Here is a 12,785-nt window from a genome sequence, read left to right as displayed (position 1 = left end):
CCGCGACCGACACGCCGACAAGAGAAACCACCACGACGGATGCGGACCCAACAGCGGAATCCCCGGACGGGACATCATAGTGCACCTCTCGAATTACGGCAACGGTACTACGCGCTGCTTCCCTCGTGCGAATGTGAAGCCGCTCGAAACTCGAATGGGCGCTGCAGGCTCCATGTAGACGGGCGGGAAAAGCGACCTTTCGCCGGGTGAGCGAGACGAAATCCGGCGTCTCGCGAGTGGCCGTCAGACCGCGATTCGCTACACAACCGAGGAAGCGAATCCATGAGTCTGGAACCAATCGAACCCGAGACCGCGCTCGAACTGTACCTTGCAGACAAGGAAAACGAACTCGCCAAGGCCTCGTTGAAGGCCCACAAGTACCGGCTCAACCACTTCATCCGGTGGTGCGACGAGCAGGACATCGAGAACCTGAATACGCTGAGGGGTCGCCAGCTCCACCAGTATCGGCTGTGGCGGCGCAACGAGGGTGACCTCTCACCCGTCACCGAGAAGACCCAAATGGACACACTCCGCGTGTTCGTCCGCTGGGTGGAGAGCGTCGACGGCGTCGAACAGGACCTCAGCGAGAAGGTGCTGTCACCGTCGATTACACCCGAGCAGAACACGCGCCACGAGATACTGAAGTCGGAGCGAGCGGAGAAAGTCTTGGCGCACTTGGAGAAGTACGAGTACGCGACCATCGACCACGTGTCAGTCGCGCTGATGTGGCACACAATGATGCGCATCGGAGGGGTCCACGCACTGGACGTCGAGGACTATCACTCCGACGAACAATACATTGAGGTTCGCCATCGTGCGGAGCAGGGGACACCAATAAAAAACAAAGAAGACGGTGAACGGCTGGTCGCGCTCTCTAACCGCTTGTGCAGACTCCTCGACGATTGGCTTGTTGACCAGCGTCCCGACGTCACCGACGACTATGGGCGTGAACCGCTACTGACGACCGTTCAGGGACGTGCGAGCAAGGCCACGCTCCGACACTGCGTCTACAGGTGGACGCAACCGTGCCGATACGAGGGTGAGTGTCCGCACGACCGTGAAATAGTGGATTGCAAAGCGCGGTCACGGAATCACCTGTCGAAATGTCCCTCGTCTCTGAATCCCCACGCGATTCGACGGGGTAGCATCACGCATAATCTGCACAATGACATGCCTGAAAAAGTCGTTAGTGACCGGGCCAACGTGAGTCCTGCGGTCATTGAACAGCACTACGATAGACGGTCGGAACGAGAGAAGATGGAGCAGCGGAGAGACTACCTTGACGACCTGTAACGGAATGCGGTTCAGGTAATATCTTCGAACAACTCGAATCCATTTTTGAATTGAACCCGGTTGTCGAACCCATTCTTCGACAGTGCGGAGACGATAGCCTCGCCAGCGTCGATATCGGTCGTCACGACACACGTGAATTCAGCATCACCGACATCGAGATGCTCCGCCGCAACGGCCGCGAGTGCGGTATCTGCCTTCTCGATCTGGTCTTCTCGCCGGTTTGATGACTGCGCGATGAACGTCCGAACGTCGTCCATGACTTGCGACACAGTGCTGTTCGTGTAGTCCGGTTCTTCGGCGACAGTCACCCAGCCTGCATCGATTGCACTATTGATCGGGGTTTGACCCGGCGTACTTCGATCTGGAGCGCCACCGAGTTCGTCGTACACGCGCTGCGGAATCACGAACGAGAGGTCGTTCCGCTGGGCGAACCGCTCTAGTGCGGTATACTTGTTGTTCTGCTGGCGGCCACAGGCGACGAACAGCCCAGTGTCCGCGACCCAGATGACGTCCTCCTGCATCGGATAGAAAGATCCACTCATCTGTGCCACCTGTCAGTCCTCTGTTTCAGGCGGTTCCTCGCGGGCGCTTCGGATATTATCGAAATACGGATCGACCGTCTTCATGTCGAGCACGATCTCCCTGAGGGCTTGCAATACGGCGATGGCGAAGGCATGCTGGAGATCGAGTTCCCGAGCAGCCACCCGCTCGGACATCTCACCTTCGGCGTATGGAACTGCGTACGTGAGTGCGGCAGCGAGTTTTCCCAGGCCGTGCTTTTCGAGCAGGAGGTTGAGGTCCTGGTCTTGGGGCGAGCGTCCAAACGCGTCGACGAGCGTCGGAGTGACTGTGTACTCGTTGCCGTCAAGGTTGGCGGTGAGAGTAATCGGAACCGCGGAATACGTGTGCGTCTTCTGTTCTTCGTCTCGCGTCAGCACCCCGAGATCAACAAGCGTTCCCATGTCTGAATACGCAGTCGTCCGTGCCGTCTCCAGTGCGTCGACGATGTCGTCGATGGTGACTTCCCCTTCGCGGAGCACGAACGTGTAGAGTCGCGCCAGCCGCGGCTCTTCCAAGAGCTGGGCGACCGACAGGAGGCCGTTGACGGCTCGCTCGGGATCCCCGGCGGCTTCCGACATACAATTCATAATTCGTGTATTGAGTAATAACGCTTGGGGGTTTGACTACGATTTGGATAGACAGTACGGTGAGGGCGGTACCGGCTGAATCAGGGGCTACCAATCAAGAACAAGGAAGACGGAGAACGGTTGATCGCGCTTTTCGACCGGGTGTGCGACCGCCTCGATGACTGAATCGTCGACCAGTGTTCGGACGTTACCCACGACTATGGACGTGAACCGTTGCTGACGACCTTGCAGGGACGAGCGAGCAAGTCTACGCTCCGGTTCTACGTTTACAAGTGGAATCAGCCCTGCGGTACGCGGATGAGTACCCGCACGACCCCGACCCGTTGACCTGTGAAGCGCGGTCGCGGAATCAGACCTCAAAGTGTCCGTCGTCGCTGAATCCTCATGCGATCCGGCAGGGGAGCATCACGCACAGTTTGAACAACGACATGCCGGATAAGGTGGTTAGTGACCGGGCGAACGTGAGTACTGAAGTGATCGAACATCACTACGACAGGCGGTCGGAGCGTGAGAAGATGGAACAGCGGCGGGAGTATCTGAACAATCTATAGACATAGCCCAAACGGGGTCCGACCTAGTCCGTTCTTTGAAGAGCCTGTCGGTGGGGAATATTCAAGTGCTGTGTATGTGTGAGGAACCAGTATGGTCGAGGTTGAAGACCCAGGAACGAAGCCAGTACGGGTGTTGATGAGCGATGTCGCATCAGGGGACTATGTGATTCCGTATTTCCAGCGTGGATTCGAGTGGGAGCCTTCAATGGTATCGGAGTTGTTCATTTCAATTCTACAAGACTACTACACCGGTTTACTGTTGTTCTGGGAACTGGACAACCACAGAGCAGAACAGGAGGAATGGGATCCTGTATGGGGAGCAACAGCGGCTTATAGGCCCAATAAGGCTGTTTTAGACGGGCAACAGCGACTGTCCTCTCTCTATTACGCAATCCACAATCCTGAGAAGCGGTTTCCAAATCGGAAATCCTACTATGTGTTCTATGTAGATCTCATCAGGGTTCTCAACGACGACTACGACGAAGCGGTAGACTACACATGGAAGACGGAGAATTACCAAAGTTGGTCGGAGCTTCGAAGCAATCGCGGCAAGTGGATCGAGAGCGGCCAAGTTCCGTTGTGTATCCTCTCAGCTGAAGATCCAGACCAACCCAGGCGAGATTACATTGACTCAGAAGAATTCAATAAGTGGGCAACTCAGTTCGTTGAACAGCGGTCAGAAGATCTACCAGATAACACACAGATGTGGGAAGTACGGGAAGTGTTTACTAACATTCTGAACTACAATTTCGTGGTGTATTTGCTGGCGAGCGAACGGAGTATGCCAGATATTTGCAATATCTTTGCCAAGGTCAACGATACTGGGATGAAGCTCTCTACGTTCGACCTCATGAATGCATTTCTCTATCCATACGATGTACAACTACGGAAAGAACTGTGGGAGGGACTTCCGAACGACCAACTGAAGCGCATCGACTCGAACATGGATGAGAACCTGCTGAAAATCATCTCTCTTCGGAGACAGAACTACTGTTCGTCCAAGTATCTCTACAACCTAATCCCCGGTGAAGAGACAGTTCGTGAGGAACCAGATGGAACCCGCTACGAAGAGGTATTGATCGAGTCAGGTGAGGAGTTCAAGGATTTGTGGTGGTCAGCGGTAGACTATGCTGAGGACGCCCGAGAGAGGATTATGAACACAGGGCGGACAGACTTCGGTGCAATCCGCGGGGAGTTCATCCCGTACAATCCCATCCTCCCGGTGTTGGCTGCTGTCTTATGGCAGTATAATGAGGGCCACTCTAGCGTCACTGAGAACCAGTTCAGCGACACGCTCCAGCGATGGTACTGGTCTGCAGTGTTTTCGCAGGACTACAGCGGGTCTTCAGACACTGCGATGGGGAAAGATTTCCGGGACTGGAAGACTTGGTTCTCTGGAGGTGGAGAGATTGAACAACTGCGGAAAGTAGATGAGGAATTCATCACAGAGATGGACCTCGCTACAGAGGACAAGGGTTCTGGCCGGTACAACGCGATCATCTGTCTGTTGGCGTTGAACGGGGTACGAGACTTCTATAACGAGCGTATCCTCGGAACTGGTGACTTCACCGAACAGGCGATCAACGATCATCACATCTTTCCGAAGAAGGTGAGTGACCTCCCGCCGGAGCGTGCGACCAATTTTGATCGGTTCAAGGATTCGATCCTGAATCGAACGCTCATCGTTGATGAGACGAACCAGAAGATCCAGAATCAGAAGCCCTCTGAGTATCTGGCCGAGATGGAAGAGATTCACGGGGACGAAGAGACTGTCCGTGAGTTGATGAAAGGTCACTTCATTTCGGATGCGGCCTATGACCACCTGAAGAACGACGACTTTGACAGCTTCATCATGGAACGAGAGGCGGAAATCAAGCAGCAACTAATAGATCGTATCTGTTCGTAAGCAGGTTGCCTTGCGCAACTGGCCTCCTTCCATGACACGTGGCATACATTACGAATCTCAACCTGTCCAACTCTATGGGCAAATAACAGCAATCTCATCCTGCGTATCCGTCACTATCGCCGCGGACCTCCTTCAAAATACGCTGACGCATCTTCCGCTGTTCCTCTTCGGAGAGGAACTCGTAGTGCTTTTCGAGGATCGATTCGCTCACGTCGCACCGCTCACTGAGCACCTCCTTCGGGGCGCCGTTCTTCCGCTCCGTCGTCAGATAGCCCGTCCGAACTCGATGCGGAGACGCACTTGACGGGCATTTCGACGCGACGTCCAAGTTCGTAGCCGCAGAACATTCGTCGACACTGCGCTCGTGTGGACAGTCGTCCGAGATCATGCACGGTCGGGACCACTTGTAGACGTCCTTCGTGAGCGTCGACTTCGAGACGCGACCGTACTTGGTCGTGAGAAGTGGACGGCGTTCGTAGTCGTCAGTGACGCCGATTCGGGTGGTCTCGACGTAATCGCTGAAGGCCTCAGCTGCAGACGCGGGAATGCTGACCTCGCGTTCGCTCTTCATCCCGTTCTTCAATCTCGTCCCCTGTTCCGGGCGGTGTCTGAATTCGATGTAGTTCTCACCGTCCACGTGGCAGTCGTCCACGTCGAGACTGTGGATGGCTCCTTTCCGGCCACCAGTCAGGGAGAGAAGGAGCCACACGACGTGCTCTCGCGACGCGTACTCGAAGGTTGAGAGGTGGTCGAGGATCGACCGAACGCGTTCTGCTTCGAGGAACTCGTCGCTAACGCCGTCGTCGCTTTCGAGTTCTGGAACGTCGACCTTCTCATGGAGTCCGGCCGGGACGGCCTCGATCTGTTCGAGGTACCTGAGGAAGTTCCGTAGCAGGTACATCTGGTCCCGCATCGTCTTCGGACTGTACTCTTTGGTTACTTCTGGAACTTCCTCTCTGATCCAGACTTTGAGGTCGTCCAACGCCGCTCCATCGAGATTCTTTACCTGTTCGATGTCGCGCTGGTCACAGAATTCTATGAAATTGCCGAGTTTGGCCTCGTATTCCGAGCGGGTATTGCCCGTGACCTCGGACGAGCGTGATTCGAGGTACTTGTCTACGGCTTCTGTAGCCGGAACCGAGTCGAGATCCGAGCGCGGATCAACGTGTCGGAGGATCTCGTCGAGTTTGTCCTCGCCCTCGAAGTCACTCATCGTTTCCACCCCGTATTGAGGGCGAGAAGTTACAGTTCGCGAGTACCGAGTGGTTTGCCTGTTTCGTGCTCGAAGGGGACCTCCGCGCTCCCGCAAACGGTGGAGCTGCAGAGACTGTAGGGGCTAGGGCGTGCATAGGAGTGTCGGCAATAGTCGAGAGAATAAAAAGGCGTCTTCGTTCAAATTCCGAATATCGACGGTAGAGCCGATTTTGGCCGCGAACGCTCTATAAACTGGGAATAAAACGGGGATTCGATCGGGAAATAGCCGGTAGAAGCCATACTGACCGCGAACTCTCGGCTATCGAGGGTTTTGTCCCTCTGCGATCTACATTCATTCCGATTGTCTTCAACCAGAAAAACGACGACGGCGGAGAGCTTCAAGGGTTGTTTACTCGTGAGCCGCCGATTTCCGGGTCACTCGCACCCTAGCTGGCGGTAATTATAGATCGAAATTGGCTCTCGCGGGGTTTTGAACGATTCTGGCAGGGGCGGTCGCGGTACCGCGCCGGTACCGCGGTGGGACCGCGCCCTGACCGCGAATCCACCGCGACTGACCGCGAACGACCGCGAATAACCGCGATCACCGCGGTCATCACCGCACCCCGACCGCGCCTCGACCGCGCTCCGACCGCGCTCCGACCGCCCCCTGACCGTGCTCCGACCGCGCTTCGATCCCCACCGAATCCCCGAATAGGGGGCTCGGCCCGCTAGCAGCTATCGGAGATAACGGACGGATCGCCGAGTACGATTATAGGTGCTAATTTGGATTTCGGCTATGACGATGAACCGTCACCGAGGCTGCGTAGCTACCACGAGGTGTTGATTTGGGAGTGCGTATACTTCTGGCAAGAGGTCACACCGACGAGGAATGTAAACTAAGGAAACTCGCCACCCACCTGCGTACCCTAGAGAACGACTGTCACACATCATAGTGGTCGATCACAACGGACCGTCGATCTTTGGTTATCACCAGAAACGAAACCAGGCTCGACGTTTGTCTTCCTATCCGTCCTCTTGCCCCTGAACCAGCGCTTCGATCTCCTCCCTCGACATTGGCGTTACTTCGTCACGCACCCCATCGAGCGTATAAAACAAGCTTGCAGAAATCTCCCGTTCGGGATAACACTCCCGTACGACGTGGTAGTACACGCTCAACTGTTTCCGATACTCCGAGCGCGCGTGCCGACTCCTGTCCGTCTTATAGTCGATAACCTCGACCGTCTGGGGAGTGACGTGGAGCAGGTCCACGATGCCCGAGATGGTGACCCGTTCGCCCTCCACCGTGAGCGGGAGATATGCCTTCTCCTCGACGCGGAGCTCGCCGTCGAGCGAGTCGATAAGCGCTCGAACGTTCCGTTCGTCCTCGTTCGACAGGTCGACGTTTTCGCCGAGCGCGTACCGCTCCGCGAACGCGTGTGTCCGCGACCCGAACTCGATTCCCTCACCCTCCTCCACCTCCTCGAACACGTCGTCGCGCATCAGCGTGTGCGGCGTGTAGCCTTCCGGGCCATCACGAGTCGAGACGGAGATCTGGAGGTGAGCCTGTTCGGTCTGCGTCGAGTCGTCCACCGCGACGTCTGGTTCGACTCTCTGGGGCTCGATGGGCAGATTCTCGAACAGGCCGCTGGGCGACTCGCCAGCCGAGAGGACGAGATGGCTCTCCGCGCGAGTCATCGCCACGTACAGGAGTCGTCGCTCCTCGTCATACTCCTGCGGTAGACATTTCCGCAGTACGTCCACGCGCCAGTTGTCGTAAACGTAGGGGTGGCCGTGCGCCTCGGCGTACTGCTTGCGCTGGCGCAGACCTACCGGGTCCTCGTAGGTGATCGCAGTCGCGTCGACGCCGGTCGGTGGGAACCGGTTCTCGTTCACGTTCGCCAGGATCACGATGGGGTGTTCGAGCCCCTTCGCGGCGTGGATCGTCTGGACCGTCACGGAATTCGTCCCGGCGCTGTCGTTCACCTCGTGGGTACTCCCCGCTTCGATTCCACGCTCGATGAACTGGACGAGGTCGCCACGCGTCATGGTTGTCGCGTCGAATGCCGACTGAAGCGTTTCTAACAGCACGTCGGCGTACGCGTCGTCGAATCCGTACTTCGAGAACACCCGACGTACGACGCCACCGATGGTGTCGATACTCGCCAGTTCGTCGCGGAAGGCGAGCATGTCAGATGGATATTCGTTGCGCTTGACAGCGTGCTTGACCTCATCGAGACCGTAGCCCGCTCTTTCGAGGACCGTCGCCCAGCCCCGGTCGGCATCGGATTCGAGGATGCGGAGCCACGCCAGCAGGAGCTTCGCCTCGTCGGTTCGGAACAACTCGACGCCGCCCTCGTAGGCCATCGGCAGCCCGTACTCGTCGGCAATCTGCTGGAGTTCGCGGCCGAAGTCCCGCGTTCGAGTGAGGACTGCGACGTCCTCGTAGCGCGGCGCTCGGAGTTCGTCGGAATCCTTCCTCACCTCCTTCCCCTCCCCCTCAGTTGGTTCGACCGCGTACGCCTCGTTGCCGACGATTTCCTGAATCTTCGTGAGAACGGATTCGTACTCATCGTCGCTCTGAATCGCCTCGATATTCGAGTTTTCACGGTCGGCGTTCGATTCGAGCGAGACGATTCGGTCGCGCATCGCTTGCTCGTCGATCTCGTCCGTACTCGTCGCGGGCGTGATGAGGCTGTGTTCGGAGAAGTCGAGGATATCCTGGGTCGAGCGGTAGTTCTCGACCAGCGCGATGTCGGTCACGTCGTCAGTCGGGAACCCCACTCGCTCGTGGTCCTCGGCGTCCTCGTTCAGTTCGTCGGCGAAGCAGGTCAGGCGCTCGCGGAACTGCTGGATGTTCTCGACCGCCGCGTATTGGAACGAGTAGATGCTCTGCTTCCAGTCGCCGACCACGCAGAGATTGTCAGTATTGGCGAGCAGGAGCGCGAGCTTGAACTGGATCTCGCTGGAGTCCTGGAACTCGTCGACCATCGCGTACTCGAACGAGACTTCCTCTCGAACGCGATGGTCCTCGCAGAGCAGTACGAACGCGAACAACTGGAGGAAGCCGAAGTTGAGGTAGTTCCTTCGGAGTGCGAACTCGACGTACTCGTAGTATACGTCGTGGACGAACTCCTTGAGCGCCTCGCGGTCGTCGTCGAAGACTCGCTCGGCGACCTCGCGGGGTACCTGCTTGGTCCCTCGGCCACCGCGAAGTTCCCCTTTTTCCGGCGCGTCGGGGAGGTAGCACTTGTTGCGTCCGTACCGACCGAGCTTCTTCCGGAGCGCCGACTGCTTGCGTCCCCCGTTCCGAGGACGATTCACCTCGTCGAACAACTCCTCGAACGCCTCGAAGTCGCCGTCGAGGTACCGTTCGCCGTTTCGATACCAGCCGTCTTCGGTGGGGAAGACGCCTTTCGCGGCGAGTTGATTGACGAGGTCGAGGAGGTTCGTCCGGTCGCGGACGACGCGAAGGAAGTCGGCGTACTCCGGATGGTCGTCACCGAATCGGTCGACGAATTCCCGGAAGAGTGCCTCCTCGACGATGTCGTCGCTCACGATGCTGGTCGATTCGGTGATCCGGTCGTCGATGTCGAGGTGCGTCGGCGCGTCGACGCCGTACTCGCGGAGAATGTCGTGACAGAGACTGTGGAACGTCTGGATCGGCGCGTCCGCCAGCTGTCGCATTTCGTAGTCGCAGTGGGAGACGATGCGCTCGCGCATCTCGGTCGCCGCGTTGTCCGTGAACGTGATGAGGAGGATGTCGTCCGGTTCGACGCCATCCTGCGCCAAGATGTTCGCGTACCGCCGGGTGACGGTGAACGTCTTCCCGGTGCCAGCCCCGGCGTCGACGAGATAGATGCCGTCGGTGTTCTGGATGAGTTTGCGCTGTCGGTCGTTGGGTGTAGGGTCGGTCATTGTGGGTGAGCCGGATGGGTCGTCGGTAGGGCTTGTTCAGTCATCGTCGGTGAGGACGAGGTCGCGGTTGTCCACGCGGTCGAAGTTCGGTTCACCCACGGGGAAGCGGGCGTCGCCTGCGCGGTAGCGGTTCAACTCGTCCAAGCGTTCGTCGACGAACTCCTCGAAGGCGTCCACTTCTTCCTCGAAGAAGTTCCGCTTCCGGACCCCATTGAGTTCCCGAATCGCTTGATCACAGCCTTTCTCGGCATCTACGTCTTCCGAGACAGCAGCCGCCACGTCCACGGCGAACGCCTCCGAGAAAGCCGACTCGCGGAGTTCGCTCTTGTCGGTCGTATCGGGGAACGAGTGACGTTGCATTATCTCCCGATAGCGCTCGTAGCCGAGGTCCTCGAACGTCTGTCGACAGTCCTTGTACCCGTCGCATAGCTTCTCGAAGGCATCTCGGGAAGCCACGTACTCGTCGAATGGCATCGGGAAGTAGGTGACCTTCGTAAGCGTGTCCTCGACGTCTGCCTCACCGGCGACGACCTCGTCGAGGGTCTCGAAGAAGTGGAAGAAGGTGAATTCCAGTCGCTCGCCCGGACGTTCGCTCCGGCGGTGCGCGAGGTAGAGCAGGGCCTGGAAGTTCGGCTCGTCGGTCATTGGATCGAACGACGAGTGCTTCACGATGGAGTACGCCGACTTCTTGCTCCCGCTCTTGTAGTCAAGGAGGCGGTTTGGACCGTGTACGAGGTCGATCTTCCCCTTGAGTCCGAGGTGGTCGTTCTCGAACCAGCGCTCGGTGGCGTCTGAATCGACGGATCGGTCGAAGTGGTCCGCGAAGGTGTTCGTCCATCGTCCGCCGTCGGGCGTGACGAACGAGTCGACGTCGGGCGGATTCTCGTCGAGGTACTCGACGACGTTCTGGATGCCAATTCGATACTTGGTTTCCAGGACCGGTCGGTCGACGTCGCCGACGAACTGCGACATCTCGTCGAGCATCGCCTCGACTACGTCGTTGATGGTCTCGCCATCCACGAACTCGGGATGGTGGACGTAGAATTCGGCGAAGTCGTGGAACAGGTTGCCTTCGCGGAAGTAATCCTGGTCGGGCGAGTCGACGATGCGACTGAAGAAGTAGTCTCGCGGGCAGTTGGCGTACGTGTTCAGGCTCGACTGGCTGATGGTCTCGACCGACTCCGGTTCGACGTCACGGGGTTCTCGCTGGAATCCGTCCTCGGTCGCGTACCTGACGTGGCCGTGTGGAATCGAATCGAGGTCTCTGAAGCGGTCGAACTCCTCGTCGAGTAGCTCCTCGAAGTAGAGGCAGGGGGTTACGGGGGACCCACCCGCTTCGTCTCGGACGAGGTAGTACTGATCGACGCCGTTCTGGATGAGTAACTGGAACTGGTCGAGATGGCGCTCGAACTCGCTTTCCTCGTCGACCCACGGCCAGACGGGCGGGGAGTACGTCCAGTCCTGGTCGAGACCGAGGTAGAACACCACCGGGCGGTCGACGTACGCAGAGGACTTCGCGGCGGCGAGTAGGACGCCCTCGTCCTCGCGGTCGACCGGCACGTCGTAGCTTTGGAGATAGAACGCGAGTTCGTCCACGGCGGTCTCCGTCACGGGCTCGTCCGCGATGCTGAGCGTTTCCAGTTCCTCCTCGAAGCGGGTGAGTGGGCTGTCTGCTCGCTGCTCGAACTGTTCGAGCGCGGTCCTGAACGTGCAGTCGTCGAGCGAGTCGCAGAAGGAGTCGAGCCAGTCGACTTCTCGGAGGTCCACGGCCGAGAGCCGCTTTTCGTCGTGGTCGATACTCGGCGACTCGTCGAGTTCGGCGAGTATCGGCTTGACGTCCTTCACCCGGAGGTCGCTTCCGGCAAATCCCGCGCGGAGCGACTGGACGAAGAGCCGGTGGAAGGATTCGTCCGCGAAGCCCGGTCCGCCGTGGAACGGGACGTCTTCTGCTTCGAGCGCGGATTCGACCAGCGCGGGGAACGTGCCTCCCTGATTCATCACGACCGCGACGTCCTCCGCGTTCTCGGCGGACACCGTGTCAAGCAGTGTATCGACGATGGCGGCCGTCGAGTCGAAGACGTGGAACGGCGGCCTGTCGAAGGCGTCTTCGGCGAACGGCGAAATTTCGTCGTACTCGTCGGGGAGGACGGAGAGCTCCAATTCCGTGAAGAACTCGGGACCGACGACTGCGATGGATTGGTCGTCTTCGACGCTGTACTCTGCAAGTCGTCGATGGCGAGTCTCGGTTCGCTTTGCTATGTCGACGACCGTTCGCGTCGCTTCGTCGTCGAAGCGGTCGTAGCCGAGGATGGCCTCGACGTCGCCCGACTTCTCCCAGCAGTTGAGGACGGCGCTGACGAGGTGCGAGGCCCGTTTCCAGCCGAGTTCCGTTCGGTCGACGACTTCGAGGAAGAGCTGTCTATCGTCGGGCCTCGTTTCTCGACTCACCGCGAGTCGGCGAGGCGTGGCTGCGAACGCTCCCAGGCGGGGTTCGTCCAATCGACGGTTCAGCGCTCTCGCGAGCGGTGCCTCTGGAACGACGACGAGATCGTAGTCCTCGCAGTCTTCGTAGAGAGAATCGACTGATTTTGCTCGTCTAATTGACACGCGGAACGCATGAGCAGTTTACGACAAAAAGGTATCGACGTTCGATAGAGTTCGGACATGACTGTTCTGCTTTCGGAGCAAAAACGCCGACGTAAGACGCGGCTCTATTTTGGTGGATAATCGACGAGGGAGTAGTGATTCGAAAAGATTAAACGTTGGTTTTGAAAGGTG

7 protein-coding genes are annotated in these 12,785 nt (G+C 58.2%); 2 read left to right on the top strand and 5 right to left on the bottom strand.

Annotation, left to right across the window (positions count from 1 at the left end):
- The first annotated feature begins 282 nt into the window (after window positions 1–282).
- Window positions 283–1,293: a tyrosine-type recombinase/integrase gene (locus DPQ64_RS14250; RefSeq protein ID WP_115864986.1), complete on the top strand. Its 1,011-nt coding sequence runs from the start codon at window positions 283–285 to the stop codon at window positions 1,291–1,293.
- A gap of 11 nt (window positions 1,294–1,304) precedes the next feature.
- Here the strand turns inward: DPQ64_RS14250 and DPQ64_RS14245 are convergent, their stop codons facing one another.
- Window positions 1,305–1,835 (bottom strand): hypothetical protein, encoded by a 531-nt coding sequence (locus tag DPQ64_RS14245; RefSeq protein WP_115864985.1) that lies wholly within the window; start codon window positions 1,833–1,835, stop codon window positions 1,305–1,307.
- 12 nt (window positions 1,836–1,847) lie between these two features.
- Window positions 1,848–2,432 carry a DUF7437 domain-containing protein gene (locus DPQ64_RS14240; RefSeq protein WP_115864984.1) on the bottom strand — a complete coding sequence of 195 codons (585 nt, stop codon included), beginning with the start codon at window positions 2,430–2,432 and terminating at the stop codon, window positions 1,848–1,850.
- Between the two features lie 651 nt (window positions 2,433–3,083).
- On the opposite strand from DPQ64_RS14240, the gene DPQ64_RS14230 reads away from it, so the two are divergent.
- Entirely contained in the window at window positions 3,084–4,898 is a 1,815-nt protein-coding gene (locus DPQ64_RS14230; protein WP_115864982.1) for a DUF262 domain-containing protein, read from the top strand.
- A gap of 94 nt (window positions 4,899–4,992) precedes the next feature.
- On the opposite strand, the gene DPQ64_RS14225 is transcribed toward DPQ64_RS14230, so the two are convergent.
- From DPQ64_RS14225 to DPQ64_RS14215, 3 genes are all read right to left on the bottom strand, one after another.
- On the bottom strand, window positions 4,993–6,111 hold the full coding sequence (locus tag DPQ64_RS14225) for a tyrosine-type recombinase/integrase (RefSeq protein WP_115864981.1): 1,119 nt from the start codon (window positions 6,109–6,111) through the stop codon (window positions 4,993–4,995).
- Window positions 6,112–7,115: 1,004 nt separating this feature from the next.
- On the bottom strand, window positions 7,116–10,007 hold the full coding sequence (locus DPQ64_RS14220) for a UvrD-helicase domain-containing protein (RefSeq protein WP_115864980.1): 2,892 nt from the start codon (window positions 10,005–10,007) through the stop codon (window positions 7,116–7,118).
- A 36-nt stretch (window positions 10,008–10,043) separates the two neighbouring features.
- Window positions 10,044–12,614 carry a PD-(D/E)XK nuclease family protein gene (locus tag DPQ64_RS14215; RefSeq protein ID WP_115864979.1) on the bottom strand — a complete coding sequence of 857 codons (2,571 nt, stop codon included), beginning with the start codon at window positions 12,612–12,614 and terminating at the stop codon, window positions 10,044–10,046.
- Window positions 12,615–12,785 lie beyond the last annotated feature (171 nt).

Source organism: Halorussus litoreus (assembly GCF_003382685.1).
Lineage (GTDB): Archaea > Halobacteriota > Halobacteria > Halobacteriales > Haladaptataceae > Halorussus > Halorussus litoreus.
This window is presented reverse-complemented; position numbering and strand designations above follow the sequence as displayed.